The following is a 19,971-nucleotide window of genomic DNA, read 5'->3' on the forward strand; positions in this document are numbered from 1 at the left end:
TCCTGACCGGCCCGCGGGCCGGCGCACTGTTCTCGGGTATGCGGCTGAGCTGGAACGGCTTCCGTCAATCTGTGATGACTATGGGCCCGTCACCGAAACCCGTGTAGCTGCGGATTAGCGGTAGATCCGCCATCGTGGCGCAACCCGCTGGCGCGGCACATATCGCCGGTATGGCGTTGACGACCTGCAGCGCGACGGCCACGAGCCCGGCCCGCACGTGTTCGGCGACCGTCGCCGGCCGCGAGAAGCTCGCCAGGCAGAAGAAGTGCACGCGCATGGACGGATCACCCTCGAGCGTGAGCGTCCAGCCGTCATCCGGAGTGGGCCAGTGCCCCGGGTACTCGCCGCCGACCGTCCACAGCGTCTCGAACTCGATGATCGGCTCGCCGCGACGATTCCCCACGAAGTTCCACCGCTGCCCCGCCGTCGTGCCGGCGTGAACCCGGTGGTCAAAGATCTCGAAGTCCTTCGTCGCCGGCACCGCGTCAACGGTGACCGTGACATCGTCGATCGCAGCGTTCAAGGTGTCGGCGATGAACCAGGTCTGCTGGGTGAACAAGGCGGTGTTGAACGTCAGGAACTCGTTGGCCGTCGGGGTGATGTCCTCGGTCGGTCGCCCGAACCACATTCCGTCGAAGGTTATTTCGGTGCTCTCCCACAGCGACCAGTCGGCGCGCTCCTGCAGGGTGAACCGGTCGATAGTGCGGCTCATACCCGACAGCGCGAGCGGCAAAACGCCGGACAGGTTGCCCGGGTTGAGGCCGCTGGCGTGGATCGTGCTGTTGCCCTTCTTGCATGCGGCCAGCAGCCGCCGGCGGTCGGCGTCGCCGATGCGCCTGGGGTGAAAAAGGAATGACACGGTCGCAACATTCTTGCCGGTCTCCAAGAGTGCGCACACATCGTCGAGGCTGGTGAACGACGGCGCATAGAGGACGACGTCGGCGTCCATCGCGAGAATCTCCGCGACATCGGTGGTTGCGGTGACGCCGACTGGGTTCCGGCCCACCAGCGTGCCCACGTCGACGCCGTTCTTTGAATCGGAGTACACCCGCGCTCCGACAAGCTCGAGGTCGGTCCGGTAGTCGAGGATCGTCTTGACCATCTCAGTGCCTACGGCACCGGTCGCCCACTGAATGACCCGAAGGGGCCGGGAACTCGCGGTCAATTTCTCAACTCCCAATGCCTGGTGGATGGCCGTGACGTCAGATGAAATCCGACCCGCCGTCCACGTTGACGGTTGCCCCGGTCACATAGCCATTGCGTCGCGACGCCAGATAAGTGGTGACGGAAGCGATCTCCTCCGGCAGCCCCGCGCGACCGATGTCGCACGGATGGCCGTAAGTCCTCTCGACCCACGTCATCACGTCCTTCGGATCCGACGCGTCCAGCCCGTCGGCGGCCAGCACATCGCGCAGGATCTGGGTGAAGCTCGCCGTCACAATGGTCCCCGGGCAGACGCAGTTCACAAGAATGCCTTCGGCTCCAAGGCTTTTGGACAAGTTCTTGGTGAAGCTCGAGAGCGCCGATTTGGCCGCCGTGTAGGCGACCAGACGCGGGCTCTGTCGTTGGATCGAGTGCGCAGAGAGGGTGACGATGCGAGCCCACTCGGCCGATCTCAGCAGGGGCAATGCGCTCCTGACGGAGCGCACGGCGGAGAGCGTGCCGAGGTCGAATGCGGCGTGCCAATCTTCGTCGTCGAGATCGTCGAATGCGCCCGCGTTTGGGCCGACGGTGTGCACCAAGACGTTCAGGGAGTGCCAGGTGCCACCAACGGTTGCGAATGCCGCCGCAATGGAGTCGGCGTCGGCCATGTCCACGCTGATCGGAAGTACCTCTGGAGCGCCGGCGCAACGGATCTGCTGGGCGGCCGAGTCCAGTGCCGCCCGGCCGCGCGCCATGATCGCCACGCAGGCCCCCTCAGCCCCAAGACTCTCCGCGATCGCCAGCCCCATCCCCTTGCTACCGCCGGTCACGACCGCCGTGGCGCCCTTTAAACCGAGATCCATTCAGTCGTCCGCCCTTCGCGGTGCGGGAATCGTCACCGGTTCTTGACGATTCGCGGGGAAAGATGCACGATCTCGCTGACGACGGTGGGGTTCGCGCGTGAGACGGCGATCAGGGAAAGCATCGCGTTGGCCACGTCGTCCACCGTGGACATCTCGTCGGGAATCTGGCCCGCGCGCGCCCAGGCCCGGTAAAGGTCGGCCAGCAGATCGCGGTCGGCTCCGCGCAGGATCTCAGTGTCACAAGTGGGACCAACGCTAACCCGGATCACGGCCAGCTCGGGATGCTCGGCCCGCCATGACCGCAAGATCTCGTCGAGCGCGGCCTTGCTCGCGTGGTAGGCCGCCACACCGGCGCGGGGGCGGCCCACATCGTGGCTTGATGCGACGATGACCGTGGCGTTGTCGGTCAGGTGGGGGAGAGCCGCCCGCAGCACGTGGGAAGCACCGACGGCGTTGACGGCGTACGAATGCAGCCAGGTTTCAACATCAGTGTCTTCGATCAGCACGAAGGGCACCACGGCGCTGGTGAACACCACAGCGTCAAGCTTGCCCAAGTTGGTGGCGACATCGTCGATGACGGTCTCTACGGCCCTCGGGTCGGAAACGTCCAGTTCATATGCCGACCCGTGCAGCCGGTTGGCCAGTGCTGACAGTAGGTCCACTCGCCGTGCGGCGAGCGCGACATGAGCTCCCCTGGAGTGGGCGGCGATTGCCAGCGCCTGTCCGATGCCGGAGGACGCTCCGATGATCAGCATCCGCGTCCCAGCGATGTTGGAGTGCCGGTCGCTCATAACCCGCTTCCTCTGGCCGAATCCGTCACTGAAGGTTAGCCGTAATTCTCGCATGTGAGAATCAATATTCCCGTCGGGGTCGAACATCGGCGCTTCGGCGACAAATACAGGAGGCGCAATGATCGATTTCAAGGGCAAGGTAGTGCTCGTCACCGGCGGTGGCGCGGGCATCGGGCGCGCCACGGCGACGGCCTTTGCCGACCTGGGCGCGTCGGTGGTCGCGCTCGAGGCCGACCCGGCGCGGTCGCAGGAACTGCGCAGCGCACTCGACGATCGGGGGCTCGTCGTCACGGGCGACGCCACCGAGGCGGCCGACATGTCGGCGCTTGCCGATGCCATCGGCAGCCGGTACGGGCGCCTCGACGCGTTGGTGAACAATGTCGGCCACTTCGTGACGCGGCCGACACCTTTCGAGCGGCTCACGGACGACCAGATCGACGACATATATCGGGTGAACCTCAAGCACATCTTCCTGGTCAGCCGGGTCATGCTGCCGCTGCTGCGGGCCGCCGCCGGCGGCGCGAGCATTACGAACGTTTCGTCGATCGAGGGCTTCCGGGGCATACCGCAGTTCGCGGTGTACGGGGCCTTCAAGGCGGCGGTGACCGGCTTTACGATGAGCCTCGCCCTCGAGCTGGGCCCAGAGGGCATCCGGGTGAATGCCGTGGCGCCGGAAACCACCGATAGCGCCCAGGTCCCGCTGGACCGCATGATTCACCCATCGCAGCGGCACAACATTCCGCGCTGGATTCCGCTGGGTCGCTTCGGAACCCCGCAGGACATCGCGGGCTGCGTGCTGTTTCTCGCCAGCCCGCTGGCCGCATGGGTGTCGGGGACCGTGGTGCATGCCGATGGTGGTGCGTTGGCCGCCGCCGGTTGGTATCGCGACGACCGTGGCGCGTGGACGAACATGCCCGTCATCAAGGGCAACAGCGCAACATCCGCCGAGACGTCGGGTTGAAGTTGGATCAACCCGCCCCAAAGGCTGTTTGTGACCGCCGATAACGCATATTCTCATCGGATCAGGCTTCCGGACTTGCGAGGATGTCAAGGTTTGGCATGACGAACATGGTTGGCACCAGCTCCGTTTCCGGGTCCGCAGGGCCCGTTCGGGTCGGTGGTTCGCCGTCGTTGTCCAGCGCGGGATGGGTGTGCTTCATCGTCGGATACCTGGTGTTCGCGCTCGTGACTGTCGCGACAATGCAATCGGGTACGCACGGGGATCCGCGCACCACCAACCCAAACCCGGGGACCGCACCATATCCGCCGTTCCTCGGGTTCGACAACTGGCCGCTCGCGGTCGCCTTGAGCTCAGTTCCAATGGCCATCGGACTGATCGCCACCCTGGTGTGGCTCTCGGTGAGGCAACGCAAGGTGCATTGGACGGTGGTGATCGCGTTCGCGGGGCTGATCACCGGCGCCCTGGATCCATTGGCCAACTGGGCAACGTTCGCGATCTTCGACCCGCGGATGTTGCACTTCCCGCTGTCATGGCCGTACGTGAACATCTCGCCGAACCTGGAACCCGCGCTGTCCTTTCTAGGGGGTTACGCGGCGTACTACTTGTTGACCGGTCTGGGGATTCTGCAACTGCACGATCGATTCCTCGAGCCACTAATTCGGCCCACGAGTTGGCTGGCGCGTCATCGGCTTGCCGCTGTCGCTCTCGGCGCCTTCGTGATCGCCTTGCCGCTCAACGGAGTCGTCCAGTTCACCTGGATGAGGTTCGGCATCTTCTACTACACCGAGGCAGTCGGACCGACGTTGCAGATCGGCCACATTCACTTCCCACTCATCATGGCGGTCTACGACTCATTCATATTCGCGATGGTGGCCGTGATGTGCGTCCGGGACGAAGGAGGCGAGCTGATACTGATCAACCGGATCGCCCGCCGGCTACTGGGTCGCGGCAAATTGACGCTGACGCGCCAGCTCCTGGTGTCTGTTTCGGTGGGGCTCGTATCGTTCGCCGTCCCGCTGGCCATACTGGCGGGGCTGCGTACCGCGGGACTGTCCAAGCCCGCGTACGAGCAGAACCCGTATCCGAACATCAAGGTCTACGACCCTTACGGCCATCTCGAGAAGTCGGGCAAACCGGGACCCTTCTACAAGTGAGCCACACCGAACAAGTAGTTCAAACACGCGTCATCGGGTTGCCGTTGGCCGGCCCGGGGATCGCCACCCGGCTCTCGCGGACCCGGGCATGACGCTCTTCGCGCTGCTGCACGGCGGGCTACATGATGGCTCGTGCTGGGACCGGGTCGCCGTGGAGCTCGCGCGGCGTGGTCATCGGGTCGTTGCGCCGGATCTTCCGGTCGATGATGACTCGGCGGGTGCCCTGGAATGGGCGCGCGTAGCGATCGACGCGATCGAGGGAGCGCAGGGGGGTGCCGAGTCCCCCGACATCATCGAGGATATTGTCGTTGTGGCACATTCACTTTCGGGGCTGTGCACACCGGTCATCGCCACGCTCCACCCGGTGCAAAGAATGGTCTTCGTCGGTGGCCTCCTGCCCGTGCCCGGACAGTCGTTCGCCGACCACCTGGCCGCCAACCCCGATGCGATCGCCTTTCCGGAGCCGCAAGAACAGGGTGAGGGCCCCTTCGGCCTGTCTTGGGAGGCGGTGCGGGAAGGCTTCTATCATGACTGCCCAGAAGCCCTGGGGCGCAAAGCGTTCGAAGAATTGCGACATCAATCCTTTACGGTGTTCATCGAACGTTGTCCGATCGACCGCTGGCCCGACACGCCCTCGGACTACGTGCTCATGCGCGATGACCGCGCGGTCGGCGAGATTTGGGCCCGGCGCAACGCGGTCGGCCGGATCGGTGCTCGCGTCATCGAGTTGGACGGTGGCCACTCACCGTTTTTGCCCGACCCGCCGAACTGAGCGCCGTCCTGCTACGCCTGGGCGACCCCGACGTCGACGGAAATCGCGGCGGCCGTGACGAACCTCGACTCATCTGAGGCCAGCCACGCAACGGCGTTGGCGACGTCCTCGGGCATCGTCACCGCGTTGGGGATCAGTTGCTTGCTGAAACCGTACTGCGGATGCGAATAGGACTCCGCCGCCTCCTGCATCGCTTCGATCATCCGCCCGCTACCCATGGGTGTCGCGACCGATCCGGGATGAAGGCTGTTCACCCGGATGTCGTAGCGGCCGAGTTCGACCGCAAATGAGCGGGCGAGCCCGGTCACGCCGTGCTTGCTTGCCGTGTACGCCACCATGAAGGGCTCCACTTTCACTCCCGCCACCGATCCGATCAGGATGATCGACCCGCCACGTCCGCCGGCGATGATGTGCTTCGCTCCGGCCATGACCGTGTTCCAGGTCCCGACCAGGTTGACGTTGACGGTGTCCTGAAAGTCGATGGGGGAGACGCGGTCCCAGGGAGCAGGACAACAGATCCCCGCATTGGCGACGATCACGTCGAGCCTGCCGAGTTCGGCTACTCCCTTGTCGACGGCTGCGCACAGGGCGTCATGGTCGCGGGTGTCGACGATCGCGGTGACGGCGCGACTGCCGTTGGCGGTGACGAGCTCTGCGGTCTCCGCCAGATCTTCGGGAGTGGCCGAATCGTAGGGAACGCTTGGTGGCAGGGGGCCGGAAAGATCGACGAGGATGGCGTCGGCGCCGTCGGCGCTCAGCCGGACGGCGTGAGCCCGGCCCTGGCCCCGAGCGGCCCCGGTGATGAGTACAACCTTGCCGCTCATATCTGCCACACGGGTACGGTACATCACCGCGTTGGTTCTGAGAACTTCCTTTACCCATTAAGGAGAATTAGTATTCTGCTGCCGATACATTAAGGAAGCGGGGTCGCATGGGCGTACTCGACGGTCAGACGGCATTCATCCTGGGGGCGTCAGCCGGAATTGCCCAGGCGAGCGCTAAGCTGCTCGCCGCTGACGGTGCGGCGCTGTACCTTCTGGGGAGATCGAGCAAGCGCCTGAACGCGGCCTGCGACAGCATCCTCGCCGCAGTCCCGGATGCCGAAATTGTCGTTAAGAAGGGCGATCCCGAAGACGAGGGGACCGTCGCGGCGGCCGCCCAGGCGGCCCATGACATCAAGGGCCGACTGGACATCGTCTTGGGCACGGTGGCCATCGGAGGCACCGGCCCGCTGATCCAGCAGGACCTCGAGACCTTCACCAACTTCGTGATGGGCAATCTGCGGTCGAACTTCCTGGCGTTGCGCTACTCGGCCCCGCTCATGACGAATGGCGGTTCGATCGTCTTCATCTCGTCGACGTCGTCGAAGATTCCGATGGAGGGCCTTGGGCACTACTCGGCCGGAAAGGCGGCGCTTGAGATGATGATCCGGGTCGCCGCATCCGAGCTGGGCCCCAAGGGGATTCGTGTCAACGCCGTCCGGCCGGGCTTGACCGAGGCGGCCACGACCCAGGGCTACATTCACTTAGAGGAGTTGACCAGTAGCTTCCTCGAGCGCGTTCCGCTGGGCCGCCTCGGGGTGTCCGACGATATCGCGCCCGGCGTCCGTTATCTGGCGGGCCCCGAGTCGAGCTGGATGACCGGGCAGAGCTTTGCGATCGACGGCGGCAACGAGGTCAGGGGCGCCCCGCGCGGCCCGATGTTCACCGTCTAGCCGAAATCCAACGCGTCGCGAGGTGCGGTGATCGGCAGATCGAGTGAGGTGGCAATGCCCGGTGCCGCATCGATGACGTACGGGATTGCGTTGACCACGCGCATGGCCGTCGCCTGCATGGCATCGTCGTTCGCTGACTGCGCGGTCGGTTCGGTACCGAACCGAAGATCGCAGTGGATGTGTGGCTCGCCCTCGATGACGATGCGGTAGGTGCCGTGCGGTGCTGACGCCCACTCGGGCGCCAGATCGGGTGCCATGCGGTTGATGTGTTCGATGACAATCACCGGATGGCCGTTGACCATCCCGGTCGTCTCGGCGCGCACCGCCCCACAGGTGCCTGCCGGGATCAACCCGCACGCGACGTGGAGGTCGCGTGGCGTGATCACGCGCTCGTAGCGTTCTGTCACTTCGTCGAGTTCGACGCCAAGGGCCCGCGCCACCAGACCGATAGGTGGTCCCCAGGCGAACCGCTGTGCGCCCTCCAGTTCGAGCAGTGGCGTGAAGTCCAGCGGACGACCGAAGCCCATCGCGTCGAACATCGAGTACTCGTTGGGGTAGGCCGAGTAATCGAAGATCTCCTGCGCGCGGACCGACCGGATGGTGTTGGACAACGTCGACAGCATGACGGCGAACTGATCACCGGCGAACCCCGGTTCGATACCCGAGGTGTATATGGTGACGCCACCGGCCAGCGCTGCCGCTCGCACTTGGTCTGCCAGACCTGGAATCCATCTGTCGGGAAACATCATTCCCGGTGTGTTGGTCGTAACGACGTTGATGCCGGCCTTCAAAAGACGGATATAGTCGGGAACTGCGGCCGCATCCATGTCGGCACCCAAAGCCGCGTAGACCACGCAGTCGGGCTTGAGCCTGATGATGTCGTCCAGATCGGCGGTGGTCGTCACTCCGATGGGGCCGAGCCCGACAATGTCGCCGGCATCGCGCCCCGTCTTTTCGGGGCTGTGCACCCATACGCCGACCAGATCGAGATGTGCGCGCCGGTGGATGGCCCGCAACGCGATGCTTCCGACACCGCCCGTCGATATTACGGCAACGCGTAAAACCTTCTCTGCCATGGTTGTTACTCCTTTGTGGGCGCGTCTGGCTACAGGTCGGGGATGGGCAGAGAGGAATTCGGCCCCTGGAGGCCGCCGTCGACAATGAAGGTCGAGTTCGTCGCGTAGCAATCGCGGGTGCACAGGTACAACGTCAGCCGGCCGAGGTCTGCGACGTCACCGATTCGATGCAGCGGCGTCATCTCCTTCAGCTTCTCTTCGGAGCCCGGCATCAGGTCGAAGCTGGACTGCAGTCCGGTGGTCATAAACGCACCCAGGGCGATCGCATTGACGCGGATTTTGGGGGCGAGCTCCTGTGCCATGGCGCGGGTCAGGGCTTCGAGCCCACCCTTGGCCACCGAGTAGGGCAACAATCCCCGGATCCCGAATCGGCCCGCTCCTGAGGAGATGTTGACGATCGAACCCCGGCCCACCGTCAACATGTGCGGTACGGCCAGCTGGCTCATGGTGAACGCGGAAGTGACACAATAGTCGAACGTTTCCCGAAGGTTGTCGTCGGTCAGGCCCAGAAATGGGCCGTAAGTTGCGAAACCGACGTTGTTGACCAAGATGTCGATGCGGCCGAAGGTGTCGACCGCGGTCTGGACGACGCGCTCGCTGTCGGCGCGTTGCAGCGCGTCGGCCGTGACTGCGAGGCCTTTGCCGCCCGACTTCTCGATCTCGTCGAACGTCTGCTCGACCTCAGACGAGGTCCGCGCCGTACCAACGACCGTGGCACCGGCTTCGGCGAGTACCTTGGCGATACCCTCGCCGACGCCGCGCCCGGCACCGGTGACGATTGCGACCTGACCCTCTAGGTTGAACTGTTCGAGTGCCACGAAGCGCCTCTCCGCCAGGACGTGTGGGTATGCAGCCGCGAATCTACCGCAATGAGAATAGTTATTTCCGGTAATTGAAATCTGTCTTTATGCGCTCGTAGAGTCGTTGACATGTCGTCCTCGCTGCCTCAGCTGCACCACGTTGTCTTCGCGATCGGACTCGAGCGGCTCGATCATGCTGCCGATTACCTGAGCGCCCTGGGCTTTCGATTCCAGGCTTTCGAGCTCGAGCAGCTTGGTCTGCAGGTCCGCCTGGACTGGGACCGCGGATTCGAGCTCATCGCCCCCACGGCCGCGGCGCCAACGGACGCTGGCACCGCAGCGGACTTCCTCGCGCGCAACGGCGACGGACTGTTCTCCGTCATTGTGCGCACGGCGGATTGCGCTGCGGGCGAGCACATCGCCGCGAGGTACGGCGTCAAGTCCGACTTCCGGCAGCGGCACCACGGCGAGGGATTCGAGTTGACCGAAGTCAAACTGGAGCCGTTATTCGGCATCCCGTTGACACTCATGACCACGAATATGGCCGACGGGCAGCCGGTTAGCCCCTAGTCGAGCGCAACCGTTCGCTGAGTTGCCGCGCCAGCTCCGACTTCTTGACCTTACCGGTCGCGGTGAACGGAAGGTCTCGCTTGGCGGTGACCCAGATGTACTTCGGGACCTTGTACGCCGACAGCCGGTCGCGCAGTTGAACCCGCAAAGACTCGGCGTCGAGTGTGGATTCGCCGCGTGGCACCACCACCGCTGCGACCACCGTTCCGTGCTCAGTGCTCTCCGCTCCGACCACGTATGCCTCGAGCACGCCGCCGCAGTCGGCCAGTGCCAGTTCGACTTCGCTGGGTGTGACGTTGGTGCCACCGCCCGTCTTGATCAGGTCGCCCAACCGTCCGGTGAACTTGATCCAACCGTCGTCGTACTCGACGCCGCAGTCGCCCGTTCGGTAGTAGCCATCCGGCGTGAACACGTCCTCGCGCTCACACTTGTGCAGCCGTTGCATCAACGAGTACCCGCGCACCCAGATTTCGCCGGTCACACCAATGGGCGCCGGCTGTCCAGTGTCGGGGTCGACGATCAGGTGGTGCAGCCCTTCGATTGGTGGGCCGCCGGTTTCGGACCGATCGGGCGTTTGCGGCAGATACGGATCGACGCCGAGGTGATTGCCGCATAGCTCGGTCATTCCCAGGCCGCTGGAGCCCTTGGGCTGATACTGGGGTGGCACCATCGCGGGCATGCTGGTGCGGTGCACCGAACTCAGATCGCGTGCTGAGAAGTCGGGATGCTCGGACAGCGTCTTACCCTGCTGCGGCCAGCCCAGCGCGATGGTCGCGTGGTGTCGCTCCATGAGTTCCAACGCCTCTCCTGCATCGAACGCGGGCTGAGTGATCAGGGTCGCACCGTGGTGGATTACCGCATGCAATCCGGTGATCAGCCCGCCCACCCAGAAGAAGGGCATGGACGTGAACATCACGTCGTCGTGGGTGACGGCGTACATGAAGGTGAGGTTGTAGGTGTGGCGGACCAGCGTGCCATGGGTGTGCACAGGCCCTTTCGGGTCACCGGTACTGCCCGAGGTGTAGATGATCATCACCTCGTCGGCCGGGGTCACACACGATTCCACGTCGACCAGGAAGTCGGCCTCGGCGGCCGGCAGCGCGCCGTCGGCGTGGATCCTCGTCGTCCAGGTCCGATCGGACGGTCCCCACACCGCGACGGTCCGTAGGAACGGGGCCTTGCGGACCATGATGCGACCTGGCCGGTCCTGACCGGCGAGACCCGGCAGTGCATCTTCCAACCGGGTCAAGAAGTCGTGATTGCGGAACCGCGGCCACGCCAAGATCGCGCTCAGGTCCGCGTGGCGGGCGGTCCAGGCCAGTTCGGAGGCCTGGTAGAAGGTGTTGAGCGGAACGGCGACCGCACCGATGCGTGTGGTGGCAAACCACGCCAGTGCCCAGTCGACGCTGTTGGGCATCAGGATACCGACATGGTCACCCTTGTTGATGCCCTGTGCCAACAGTGCGGCGGCCAGGGCGGCTGAACGCCGGTCGAGATCGGCGTAGGACAATCTCCGCCCGTCGGCGATGAGGAACGGCCTATCGCCGAAACGCGCCGCGCAATACCTCACCAGTGCAGGGATCGTGGGCAGGATCGTCGGAAAGGGCATGAGCGCAGAATAGTAGCCTTCTCGGCAGACGAGAACAGCGGTTCTCATTCGGCGGCTTGAGCCTACAATACGGCCATGGCCACAGGGTTGAAGAGTTCGAGCGCCGATGACCGGTTGGACCGAGTCGAGTCGAGCCTCGCGATCAGTCAGTTGCCCGGCAAGTATGCGATGGCCCTCGATGCCCGTGATCTCGATGCATTGGTGGCGTTGTTCGTCGACGATGTCGACGCGGGCGCCGAGGGGCGCGGCAGGGATGCGTTGAAGCGCTGGTACGACCGCGTGCTCCGACGGTTCTACCGCAGCATCCACCTAATCTGCGGTCACCAGTTCGACTTCGTCGACGCCGATCATGCGATCGGAGCGATTTACTGCCGCGCCGAACACGAAGACGGCGACGGATGGTACGTGATCACCATGCGCTACGACGACGTCTATGAGCGCCGCGACGGCCGGTGGTGTTTCGTCAAGCGGCGGGAGCACCCCTGGTACTCCGTCGACGTGACGGAGCGCCCGGGGCCCGAATTCATGCGCTGGCCGACTGACGTTCGGTTGCGCGCGGCCATGCCTCAACGGATGCCGACCTGGCGGGCCTTTTGGGCCGACGGCGATCCGGCCCTGCCCGAACGGCTGTCGGCACGCCCGTAGGGTCCGGACATCCTGGCCGGCCTGCGGTTTACAAACTCAGCGGAAACTGACATTCTCGGCTGTGTAAGCAGGAGTTTCCGCCGTTGCTAGGCTGTCGTAGACCCGCATCCGTCCCATCGCGACCAATGGAGGCCGTCATTTCCGTCGACAAAGTACTCAGCGGCGTGCGCGTGCTGGAGGTAGCCGCGTGGACCTTCGTACCGTCTGCCGGTGCAGTCCTTGCGGAATGGGGTGCCGAGGTCATCAAGGTCGAGCCGCGGGAAGGAGGCGACCCGCAGCGTGGCTTGGTCACGATGGGCATCGTCGACGAGGGTGGCGGCGCCGTCAACTACATGATCGAAATTCCCAATCGGGGCAAGAAGTCCATCGGCGTCGATCTGAGCACTCCCGGCGGCCAAGACGTCGTCCGCAAGCTCGCGGCCACCTGCGACGTGTTCCTCACCAGCTACCTACCAAGCCGCCGCAAGAAGATGGGCATCGACGTCGACGACATCAGGGCCGCCAACCCCAACATCGTCTACGTACGCGGGTCGGGCCACGGCCCGAAGGGGCCCGACGCTGACAAGCCCGGCTATGACGGCGTCTCTTACTGGGCACGCGGCGGCATCGCCACCATGCTCACCGAGGACGCTGAGGAGTTGGTGCGCTCACGACCCGCCTTCGGCGACCTGCTCGGCGGAATGACGATCGCCGGGGGCATCGCGGCCGCGCTGTATCGAAAGGCGACCACCGGTGAGGGATCGGTAGTGGATGTCTCCCTTCTCGGGCTTGCGGCTTGGAACCTCAGCCCCGACATCGCCGTGAGCCAGATTCATGGCGGCGGTGCGGTTCCGAGTTGGCGCCACGCCGACGCGCCCAACCCGTTGGTCGGAACCTACCGCACGAAAGACGATCGCTACGTCCAGCTGATGATGTTGCAACTGGACAAGTTCTATGCCGAAGCGATGCGCGCCATCGGCCTACCCGAGCTCGTCGCTGATGCGCGATTTGCCGAGGCGGCAACGCGATTCGCCAACCGAGCGGAACTCATCTCGCTGATGGACGAAGCGTTTGCCCAGCGGACACTCGCCGAATGGCGTGAGGCGCTCGCAGACCTGTCCGGCGCCTGGGGTGTGGTGCAGACGCCGGGGGAGGTGTGCCAGGACCCGGCGGTGACCGCGAACGGCTATGTCGCGAAGACCGCGACGATGAGCGGAGCGCCGTACTCGTTGCCCACCAACCCCGTCCAATTCGACGAAACGGCCGTTACCCCTTCGGGAGCGCCCGAGCACGGACAGCACACCGAGGAGGTGCTGATGGAAGCGGGTCTGGATTGGGACACCATCGAAGCCTACAAAGAGGCCGGAGCGATTCTGTGACTCCTCCTGCGCCACATCAGGTCTCGGAAGGCCATGTCGAATTCGATCCGTTCTCTGAAGATTTCTTCAACGGGGCGTACGACACCTTCCGACGCCTGCGCGACAGTGCGCCCGTCTACTACAACCCGAAGTGGGATTTCTGGGCACTGACCCGCTACGACGACGTGGCGCCCGCTACCAAGGACCACGAAACCTATTCGTCGGCAAAGGGTGCGACGCTGGATATGGTTCAGGCGCACGACGACGCGATACCAGTGCCCAAAGTGATCATCTCGATGGATCCGCCCGAACACCAGAAGATGCGCAGGCTGGTGAGCAACGTATTCACGCCGCGCGCCATCGCGGCGTTGGAAGACATGGTGCGCGAGAAAGTCTACGAACGCGTCGACGCCCTCGACCCGTCGTCGTTCGACGTGGTGGCCGATTTCTCGGCGCTGTTCCCGAATGAGGTCATCACCACCATGCTCGGGGTGCCCAAGCAGGACCGCGACCAGATCCGCATTTGGCTGGATCTGCTCCTTGAACGCCACCCCGGTGGGATCGCCACCACCGCCGCAGGCCGGGAAGCCTCGATGAAAACCGGGCTCTACTATTACGACCTGGTGCAGCAGCGCCGCGCCGAACCTCGTGACGACATGATCAGCCGGCTCATCGAGACCGAGGTCGAGCGGGACGGGAAGGTGGAGAAGCTCACCGACGTCGACATCACCGGATTCGCGACCATGCTTGGGGGAGCGGGCGCCGAGACGGTGACGAAGCTCGTCGGCAACGCCATGGTTGCCTTCGCCGACTTTCCCGATCAGTGGCAGAAGTTGCAGAAGGACCGCAGTAAGGTGCCCGCCGCCATAGAAGAATTGTTGCGCTATGAGGCGCCCTCGCAGTACCAGGTACGCACCGCTACCCGCGATGTGACCTTGCACGGCAACACCATTCCCGCAGGGAGCGCAGTCCTGCTTGTCACGGGCTCGGCGACCCGCGACGAACGGATGTTCCCCGATCCCGACCGGCTGGACATCGACCGGGAGCGCAGAATGGGCTTCAACCTCGCCTTCGGGTATGGCGTGCACAGTTGTTTGGGGGCGGCGCTGGCAAGGATGGAGAGCCGCATCGCGCTCGAGGCGCTGCTCGATCTCCTCCCTGACTACGAAGTCGACCGCAGCGGACTGCGGCGGGTGGCGATGGCCAATGTTTGTGGGTGGTCCAATGTGCCGGTGCGCAGGAAGGAAGAAGCATGACCTCAGATCGAATTGCCTTGCACCGCAGGCTGGCCCACGCAAAATGGGAGACATACGCTAGGGCCCCGGAGACGAAAAAGATCACTTACGGTGATGAGTGGATCTACGCGCCAGACGCCGTAATGATGTGCCCCCTTTTCAATGGCGGCGCCGATCATGTGATGGCCGACCTCGCCTCCGAAGAGGTTCTCGCGGCCATGCAACACTACGCACCCGACGGCGACATGCTTACCTGCGAATTCCGCATGTGGTGGAAGCACATGCCCGACTTTCGAATCGTTACCCCGTTCGACTGCAGGCCTGCCGACTGGGGGTTTGCGGTGCGCGACACCTATGCGGGAACGCTGGCCGACGGGACTGTGCTCAAGCTTCACGAATGGGATTACGTCTGGACTGACGAGGACGGTCATATCAACCGTTGGGAGTGGTTCGTCGATTCACGGGAGTGGTATCCCTGCCTCGATCTCATCGGCCTCGATCGCGACAGCCTGACGTATCAGGCCTACACCGTGAACTTCCTGCGTGAAGGCAGCATTGCAGGCTGAGGTCTGGCGCTTTGACCGGCTGTCCATAATTGATCCGTTCGCCAATGGGCGCGCGTCGGCGTGTCTGTTGTGGTCCTCGGCCGCGCCATTAGCGGGTAACGGTGTAAGGGAGAGATCTAGTTCGTGATTGCCTGCTCACAGCTGCTGGACCCGCCAAGGGAGAGCCAAGCACGCCAGGTGCCGCGTCTACGACCTCGGGTATGGAGTTGACCGCCGCCAGCGCTGTCACCGCGACACCCGGATTGACCCGATCCGAGGGCGATTGCTCGAAGTACAGCTCCAAGGACATACTGGGCCGTCCCTCGACCCGGATGACCATGCCGCCTTGGTTTTCCCTCGACGGCCGCGGCCAACGATGCGGCCAGGGTGTGGAACTCACCGTCGCGAAATACTGCACCGCGACCACTGACCGCCCATCGATGACGCCGGCCAGCTGCCAGCGGTGTGCGCAAATCGTCCCTTCAGCAATAGTGCCGAGGGCGGTCTGCAGATCCGTTGGCGCGAGTAGTGTTTCCCAATCCAGTTCCACTCCATCGAGTTCCAGGCCGAGGATGTCGGCGACGTAGCGCACCACGGTCTCCCAGTCGTGGGTGACCTTGCCCGATGCGATTCGGGCGGGCACGTGCCCGTTCGGCTTTCCAAAACCCATGGATTCGTGCAGGACTTCCCAGATGGGATAGGACTTGTCCAGGTCGAGCGCGTATTCGTCCATCCGGTAGGAATCGACGCTTCCGGCGCCGGCAAGCAGGGCAGTAGGGATGTTGAGACTAATGAAGCCCGGCTCCGCGCCGGTGGCGTAGAAGGTCGAATTGCCCTTCGCCGCTCCGGCTTCGACGGCCGCGCGCCACTCCGGTGGTGCTGCAGGCGGGTAGACCATTGGGATCGTCGAGATCGTCACGACGTTGATCCCCGCCTCGAGGTAGGTGACGATGTCGGCGATCGCGTCGTTCTCGCGCCGGACGGCGGTGGCGCAGTAGGTGACACAGTCGGGCCGCAGAGCCAGCACCGCGTCGAGGTCGTCGGTTGCCGATATACCAACCTCCGGTTCGCCACAAAGGCTTCCCGCATCGACTCCGGCTTTCTCGGGCGTGGACACTTTGACTCCGACGAGTTCCAGTGCAGGATCACCGAGGATTGCCCGGAGTGCCTCCTTGCCGGTCAGTCCCGTGCCTACGTGAACAACCCGGTACTTTCTGGATTCCTCAGTCACCATCGCTCAATCTCCTATCTGCGTTTTCCTAAGGGCGCCGAACCGCGGCTGCCCTAACCCAAGTCTGATCCTGTGCCGCATTGCGGTAGTGGGCATCAGCGCAGCCGGACGGCGCTGGTGCTGGTGCTCGAAGGTCACGATGCGTGGCCGGAGGTGTTGCATAGCCCTCCCACTTCGCGAAGGCACTCCGCTCGTGAAGCGCCACCCGGTCAAGGGTCATCTCATGTCCTTTCCGACTACTGCAGCTGGGCGAATCTCTTCAAGTAGGGCCATGCGATCGCGGGCGGTATCCCGCCGCATAGGGGCGAGATGTTGAACATTTCACCGGCCGCGACGCGCTCCCGCGCTTCGTCGACCGAGAGGATCACATGTGACGACGTATTGCGGAGCTCGTCGACGGTCGTGGCGGTGCTGATGCTGGCGGACACGGCGTTGTCGGGATTCCACTGCGAGTACGCCATCGCGTCGTGCAGGAGGTACCTGCCGATCTCGTCCCACGCCGCGTCGACGTCGTCGGCGACGAAGCAGTTGGTCGCCGCGTCGCGCTCGGGGATGAGGACGAAGCCGGGCTCGAACCCGTGGTCGCGGCACGCATTTTCGTACGCTTCCCGCATTCCGGGCACTCCGCCGTTGGCGAGCAACCCGAGACCGTTGCGGCCGGCACGCCGCGCGGCCGCCAGGCTGGCGCCGCCCCAGCTCATCATGGGGCCTTCCGGCGTGCGCGGTCGTGGGGTGACTTTCATTCGCCTGCCGTCGTGTTCGATCTCTTCGCCGGCAAGGAGGCGGCGTAGCACGCCGAGCTTCTCGTCCGCCAGCTTGCCGCGGTCGGACATGGAGAGCCCGAAGTGAGCGTATTCCTCAGTGCGATAGCCGATTCCGAATACATAGGTGGCTCTTCCCGCGCTGATGTGATCCAGCACGGCGATGTCCTCGGCCAGCCGCGCCGGGTCGTAGAAGGGCAGCAGAATCGTCAGATTCAGCATCAGCTGCTTGGTGCGAGCGGCTATGGCCGCGCCGAGCAGCAACGGCGACGGCAGGTAACCGTCGTCTGCGCAGTGGTGTTCGCACAGTACGACGGCGATACAGCCATGCTGCTCGGCCCATGCCGACATCTCACTGGCCGCGGCGTATAACTCGGTGGCCGGCGCTCCGATGGAGGGCGCTCGCATGTCGAAGCGAAGGGTGAACATAGCCCTGTCTAACCCCGCTGCCGTGCGTCGGAACCCATGACGTCGGCACTTGCCTGCATGATCAGCCGAACCACTTGGTTGCGTGTCATGGACTTGAAGAGTTCAGAGGCCATCCGGACGTCGTCGCCCGTGGCGATGGTCGGTCCGTTGCCGAGGTTGGCGAACGCCTCATCCACCACGCTCGCCGCGGTGACCGCACCGTGGGGAATCTCGTCGACAGACTTGAGTCGGCCGCGCTCGAACTCCAGTTGCCGCAGCGCCGGTGTGTCGGTCATGCCGAGGACCAGACCGAGTACGTCGATGCCCTTGTCGTGCAACTCCGCCCACAGGCCCTCGGTGAAAACCATGTCGAAGGCCTTGGTTCCTCCGTATGCCACCATGTTTCGGCCGCCGGCCAGCGCAGCACCGGAAGTAAAGTTCACGATGCCCCCGTTTCCTCGCTCAACCATGAGGCCCGCGAAGTGGTGACACAACCGCATCAGCACCAGGCAGTTGCGCTGCAGCAGGGCCTCGGCCGCCGATACCGGATTGGCAAGAAAGGGTTGATAATTCGGATCCCCGCCGGCGCAGTACACCAGCATGCCGACCTCGAGGTCTGCGGTGGCGTCGATAATGGACTGCGAAGCGTCGGCCTCGGTGAGATCGAGGGCGACCGTCCGAGTTTCGGCACCGGTGCGCTCGTGGATCGCCTCGGCCACCGTGTCGAGAAGGTGCTGGCGACGAGCGACGAGCACAACGTTCACTCCTTCCTGCGCCAACCGCTCGGCGAACAGCGCGCCGCATCCGTCGGACGCGCCGACGATCAGCGCCCACGGTCCGTACTTCTGCGCGATGTCACCCATGGGCGCCCGCCACTGCAGCGAGCCGAACCGAGGTGTAGGTGCGGCGGTCGATCCGCCAACCGTCCGGTGCGCGTACGGCATGGTCGTCGTAGTAACCGACGGGGTTCGCGCCCGAGCCGTCCTCCATCAGGATCAGCGCGTCGACGTAGGTGCGGATCGTCGCGGTGTCCCCGTCTACTGCTATGGCCTGGTTGGTCATTCGATGGATCGTGTGCGCCGCGCCGACGTGGGCTGCCTCCATAAACGCTGCAACCTCTGCGCTACCGGTCCACTGGCCGACCACACCTAGTCGACGCGCGCATCCTCGGTGAACACTGTCGTAAGAAGCGAGTATTGCCGGCTGTCGATCGCGGTTGCGTACCGGACCGTGAGGTCGAAAACGTCGTCGCGGTCCGACATCAGAGGTCACCGTTCGGGTGGATCACGACGCGGGGCGGCCCTTCGGACCGCCGCGCCGCCTCCAGTGCGGCGGGCACCTCGTCCAGACCGATGATCTTGCCGACGCTGGGCAGTGGGTCCAGCTTTCCCTCGACGACCGCGTCCAGCACGCCGTACCAGTCCTGCGGCAGCGGCCCTCCGCCGAACTGCAGAGTGAGGCCGTTTCGCGTGGCTGCGGTGATGTCGAGGGTGTCGCCGGTGTACCAGCCGCCCGCGCAGTAGATGCGTGATGAGAATTCCGCCTCCGCGACAATACTGTCGATGAGACCCGCAGCGCCAACGCATTCGAACACCACGGCGGAGCCGGCCAGGTGGCGTTCGGCGCGCAACTTGCGGAAGACGTCGAACACCGACTGCCGTGCCGGATCGACGAGAACGTGCGCGCCGAACCCGGAGTGGGCCAGTTCACGGCGGTCGGCGCTGAAGTCGGACACGATGATCGGGTCAATCCCGCGCGCGCTGAGCGCAGCGACCGCTGACAGCCCGATGGCACCCGCGCCGACGACGATCGGGATCTCGCCGGGCTGCAAATTCGAGGCGCGGACATAAAACTCGCCGACCGCGAAGGCGTCGACCACGGCGACCGCATCGCTGGACACCGCACCCGCTACCACCCTCGCCGTTGCCTCGGGTACCACGAGTAACTCTCCGAAACTGCCCAGCGCCTCGGGGTGTTGTCCGATGATGCGTAAACCGCCGGCCCCGCCGTCGACCAACCGGATAGGCATCGACGTCACCCTGGCCCCGATCGGGAAGGCATCGCCGCATCCAGGGCCATGGCCGATCACTTCGCCCACGAACTCGTGCCCCAAGACGATGTCTCGGTCAGGGTCGTAGAGCGACTGACCCGTCGGATCGTCGATCGCCAACTCCGGATGGTCCATGTAGTGCACATCGGACGCACAGATCGCGGTGCTGAGGGTCTTGAGCAGCAACTCGCCCTGCCCGGGAACGGGATCGGCCGTCTCGCGAACCGTAAGTTTCCCGCCTCGCAGCACTACGGCACGCACCGGCACTCACATCCCATGCAATAATCTCTATTATTAGAGAATCAT

At 64.4% G+C, this 19,971-nt stretch carries 22 protein-coding genes; 9 read left to right on the forward strand and 13 right to left on the reverse strand.

Annotated features, from left to right (window positions below; genetic code table 11):
* Nucleotides 1–64: 64 nt before the first annotated feature.
* From BRW65_RS31690 to BRW65_RS08900, 3 genes are all read right to left on the reverse strand, one after another.
* Nucleotides 65–1,102, reverse strand: coding sequence for a dihydrodipicolinate reductase (locus BRW65_RS31690; RefSeq protein WP_073873643.1), 1,038 nt, complete (start codon nt 1,100–1,102; stop codon nt 65–67).
* A gap of 100 nt (nt 1,103–1,202) precedes the next feature.
* Nucleotides 1,203–2,006, reverse strand: a complete 804-nt coding sequence (locus BRW65_RS08895) for an SDR family NAD(P)-dependent oxidoreductase (RefSeq protein ID WP_073873645.1) — start codon at nt 2,004–2,006, stop codon at nt 1,203–1,205.
* 32 nt (nt 2,007–2,038) lie between these two features.
* Nucleotides 2,039–2,797, reverse strand: a complete 759-nt coding sequence (locus BRW65_RS08900; RefSeq protein ID WP_073873647.1) for an SDR family oxidoreductase — start codon at nt 2,795–2,797, stop codon at nt 2,039–2,041.
* Nucleotides 2,798–2,915: 118 nt separating this feature from the next.
* Between BRW65_RS08900 and BRW65_RS08905 the strand changes: the two genes are divergently transcribed.
* The 3 genes from BRW65_RS08905 (at nt 2,916) to BRW65_RS08915 (ending at nt 5,684) form a co-directional block, all read left to right on the forward strand.
* On the forward strand, nt 2,916–3,758 hold the full coding sequence (locus BRW65_RS08905) for an SDR family NAD(P)-dependent oxidoreductase (protein ID WP_073873649.1): 843 nt from the start codon (nt 2,916–2,918) through the stop codon (nt 3,756–3,758).
* Nucleotides 3,759–3,856: 98 nt separating this feature from the next.
* Nucleotides 3,857–4,912: a hypothetical protein gene (locus BRW65_RS08910; RefSeq protein WP_073873651.1), complete on the forward strand. Its 1,056-nt coding sequence runs from the start codon at nt 3,857–3,859 to the stop codon at nt 4,910–4,912.
* Nucleotides 4,913–5,000: 88 nt separating this feature from the next.
* Nucleotides 5,001–5,684 carry an alpha/beta hydrolase gene (locus BRW65_RS08915; RefSeq protein ID WP_244168042.1) on the forward strand — a complete coding sequence of 228 codons (684 nt, stop codon included), beginning with the start codon at nt 5,001–5,003 and terminating at the stop codon, nt 5,682–5,684.
* Nucleotides 5,685–5,695: 11 nt separating this feature from the next.
* Here BRW65_RS08915 and BRW65_RS08920 read toward each other — a convergent pair whose 3' ends face one another.
* Nucleotides 5,696–6,508 (reverse strand): mycofactocin-coupled SDR family oxidoreductase, encoded by an 813-nt coding sequence (locus BRW65_RS08920; protein WP_244168052.1) that lies wholly within the window; start codon nt 6,506–6,508, stop codon nt 5,696–5,698.
* Between the two features lie 107 nt (nt 6,509–6,615).
* On the opposite strand from BRW65_RS08920, the gene BRW65_RS08925 reads away from it, so the two are divergent.
* Complete coding sequence (locus BRW65_RS08925; RefSeq protein ID WP_073873655.1) at nt 6,616–7,398, forward strand: SDR family NAD(P)-dependent oxidoreductase; 783 nt, start codon at nt 6,616–6,618, stop codon at nt 7,396–7,398.
* Here BRW65_RS08925 and BRW65_RS08930 read toward each other — a convergent pair.
* Nucleotides 7,395–8,474, reverse strand: coding sequence for an NAD(P)H-dependent amine dehydrogenase family protein (locus BRW65_RS08930; protein ID WP_073873657.1), 1,080 nt, complete (start codon nt 8,472–8,474; stop codon nt 7,395–7,397). The two genes, BRW65_RS08925 and BRW65_RS08930, sit on opposite strands and share 4 nt — an antisense overlap.
* Nucleotides 8,475–8,503: 29 nt before the next feature.
* Nucleotides 8,504–9,292 (reverse strand): SDR family NAD(P)-dependent oxidoreductase, encoded by a 789-nt coding sequence (locus tag BRW65_RS08935; RefSeq protein WP_073873659.1) that lies wholly within the window; start codon nt 9,290–9,292, stop codon nt 8,504–8,506.
* Between the two features lie 111 nt (nt 9,293–9,403).
* Here BRW65_RS08935 and BRW65_RS08940 point away from each other — a divergent pair, with 111 nt between their 5' ends.
* Nucleotides 9,404–9,844, forward strand: coding sequence for a hypothetical protein (locus BRW65_RS08940; protein WP_073873661.1), 441 nt, complete (start codon nt 9,404–9,406; stop codon nt 9,842–9,844).
* Here BRW65_RS08940 and BRW65_RS08945 read toward each other — a convergent pair.
* Complete coding sequence (locus BRW65_RS08945; protein WP_073873663.1) at nt 9,834–11,453, reverse strand: class I adenylate-forming enzyme family protein; 1,620 nt, start codon at nt 11,451–11,453, stop codon at nt 9,834–9,836. The genes BRW65_RS08940 and BRW65_RS08945 overlap by 11 nt on opposite strands.
* A 114-nt stretch (nt 11,454–11,567) precedes the next feature.
* Between BRW65_RS08945 and BRW65_RS08950 the strand changes: the two genes are divergently transcribed.
* From BRW65_RS08950 to BRW65_RS08965, 4 genes are all read left to right on the forward strand, one after another.
* Nucleotides 11,568–12,098 carry a nuclear transport factor 2 family protein gene (locus tag BRW65_RS08950; protein ID WP_084187782.1) on the forward strand — a complete coding sequence of 177 codons (531 nt, stop codon included), beginning with the start codon at nt 11,568–11,570 and terminating at the stop codon, nt 12,096–12,098.
* 125 nt (nt 12,099–12,223) lie between these two features.
* Nucleotides 12,224–13,456 carry a CaiB/BaiF CoA transferase family protein gene (locus BRW65_RS08955; RefSeq protein WP_073873667.1) on the forward strand — a complete coding sequence of 411 codons (1,233 nt, stop codon included), beginning with the start codon at nt 12,224–12,226 and terminating at the stop codon, nt 13,454–13,456.
* Entirely contained in the window at nt 13,453–14,691 is a 1,239-nt protein-coding gene (locus BRW65_RS08960; protein ID WP_073873669.1) for a cytochrome P450, read from the forward strand. Before BRW65_RS08955 ends, BRW65_RS08960 begins: the two co-directional genes overlap by 4 nt.
* Nucleotides 14,688–15,236 carry a hypothetical protein gene (locus BRW65_RS08965; protein WP_073873671.1) on the forward strand — a complete coding sequence of 183 codons (549 nt, stop codon included), beginning with the start codon at nt 14,688–14,690 and terminating at the stop codon, nt 15,234–15,236. Before BRW65_RS08960 ends, BRW65_RS08965 begins: the two co-directional genes overlap by 4 nt.
* Nucleotides 15,237–15,324: 88 nt before the next feature.
* Here BRW65_RS08965 and BRW65_RS08970 read toward each other — a convergent pair whose 3' ends face one another.
* From BRW65_RS08970 to BRW65_RS08990, 6 genes are all read right to left on the reverse strand, one after another.
* On the reverse strand, nt 15,325–16,449 hold the full coding sequence (locus tag BRW65_RS08970) for an NAD(P)H-dependent amine dehydrogenase family protein (RefSeq protein WP_244168043.1): 1,125 nt from the start codon (nt 16,447–16,449) through the stop codon (nt 15,325–15,327).
* Nucleotides 16,450–16,682: 233 nt separating this feature from the next.
* Nucleotides 16,683–17,636, reverse strand: coding sequence for an LLM class flavin-dependent oxidoreductase (locus BRW65_RS08975; protein ID WP_073873673.1), 954 nt, complete (start codon nt 17,634–17,636; stop codon nt 16,683–16,685).
* An 8-nt stretch (nt 17,637–17,644) separates the two neighbouring features.
* A complete protein-coding gene (locus BRW65_RS08980) occupies nt 17,645–18,478 on the reverse strand; it encodes an SDR family NAD(P)-dependent oxidoreductase (protein ID WP_073873675.1) in 834 nt (277 codons plus the stop codon).
* Nucleotides 18,471–18,719, reverse strand: coding sequence for a nuclear transport factor 2 family protein (locus BRW65_RS32885; protein WP_432206405.1), 249 nt, complete (start codon nt 18,717–18,719; stop codon nt 18,471–18,473). The genes BRW65_RS08980 and BRW65_RS32885 overlap by 8 nt, the downstream gene beginning before the upstream one ends.
* Before the next feature lie 44 nt (nt 18,720–18,763).
* A complete protein-coding gene (locus BRW65_RS32890) occupies nt 18,764–18,877 on the reverse strand; it encodes a nuclear transport factor 2 family protein (RefSeq protein WP_432206406.1) in 114 nt (37 codons plus the stop codon).
* Nucleotides 18,877–19,926 (reverse strand): zinc-binding dehydrogenase, encoded by a 1,050-nt coding sequence (locus tag BRW65_RS08990; RefSeq protein ID WP_073873906.1) that lies wholly within the window; start codon nt 19,924–19,926, stop codon nt 18,877–18,879. The genes BRW65_RS32890 and BRW65_RS08990 overlap by 1 nt, the downstream gene beginning before the upstream one ends.
* Nucleotides 19,927–19,971: the final 45 nt, after the last annotated feature.

Origin of the sequence: Mycobacterium paraffinicum, from assembly GCF_001907675.1 — a bacterium.
In the GTDB taxonomy this organism is placed as follows: Bacteria; Actinomycetota; Actinomycetes; order Mycobacteriales; family Mycobacteriaceae; genus Mycobacterium; species Mycobacterium paraffinicum_A.

Coding starts and splice junctions, on each gene's coding strand:
- BRW65_RS08975 (WP_073873673.1), bottom strand. CDS start 17,636: ATGTTCACCCTTCGCTTCGACATGCGAGCGCCCTCCATCGGAGCGCCG.
- BRW65_RS08915 (WP_244168042.1), top strand. CDS start 5,001: ATGACGCTCTTCGCGCTGCTGCACGGCGGGCTACATGATGGCTCGTGC.
- BRW65_RS08900 (WP_073873647.1), bottom strand. CDS start 2,797: ATGAGCGACCGGCACTCCAACATCGCTGGGACGCGGATGCTGATCATC.
- BRW65_RS31690 (WP_073873643.1), bottom strand. CDS start 1,102: ATGGTCAAGACGATCCTCGACTACCGGACCGACCTCGAGCTTGTCGGA.
- BRW65_RS32885 (WP_432206405.1), bottom strand. CDS start 18,719: ATGGAGGCAGCCCACGTCGGCGCGGCGCACACGATCCATCGAATGACC.
- BRW65_RS32890 (WP_432206406.1), bottom strand. CDS start 18,877: ATGTCGGACCGCGACGACGTTTTCGACCTCACGGTCCGGTACGCAACC.
- BRW65_RS08895 (WP_073873645.1), bottom strand. CDS start 2,006: ATGGATCTCGGTTTAAAGGGCGCCACGGCGGTCGTGACCGGCGGTAGC.
- BRW65_RS08965 (WP_073873671.1), top strand. CDS start 14,688: ATGACCTCAGATCGAATTGCCTTGCACCGCAGGCTGGCCCACGCAAAA.
- BRW65_RS08945 (WP_073873663.1), bottom strand. CDS start 11,453: ATGCCCTTTCCGACGATCCTGCCCACGATCCCTGCACTGGTGAGGTAT.
- BRW65_RS08925 (WP_073873655.1), top strand. CDS start 6,616: ATGGGCGTACTCGACGGTCAGACGGCATTCATCCTGGGGGCGTCAGCC.
- BRW65_RS08955 (WP_073873667.1), top strand. CDS start 12,224: ATGGAGGCCGTCATTTCCGTCGACAAAGTACTCAGCGGCGTGCGCGTG.
- BRW65_RS08910 (WP_073873651.1), top strand. CDS start 3,857: ATGACGAACATGGTTGGCACCAGCTCCGTTTCCGGGTCCGCAGGGCCC.
- BRW65_RS08905 (WP_073873649.1), top strand. CDS start 2,916: ATGATCGATTTCAAGGGCAAGGTAGTGCTCGTCACCGGCGGTGGCGCG.
- BRW65_RS08920 (WP_244168052.1), bottom strand. CDS start 6,508: ATGAGCGGCAAGGTTGTACTCATCACCGGGGCCGCTCGGGGCCAGGGC.
- BRW65_RS08930 (WP_073873657.1), bottom strand. CDS start 8,474: ATGGCAGAGAAGGTTTTACGCGTTGCCGTAATATCGACGGGCGGTGTC.
- BRW65_RS08980 (WP_073873675.1), bottom strand. CDS start 18,478: ATGGGTGACATCGCGCAGAAGTACGGACCGTGGGCGCTGATCGTCGGC.
- BRW65_RS08970 (WP_244168043.1), bottom strand. CDS start 16,449: ATGGTGACTGAGGAATCCAGAAAGTACCGGGTTGTTCACGTAGGCACG.
- BRW65_RS08940 (WP_073873661.1), top strand. CDS start 9,404: ATGTCGTCCTCGCTGCCTCAGCTGCACCACGTTGTCTTCGCGATCGGA.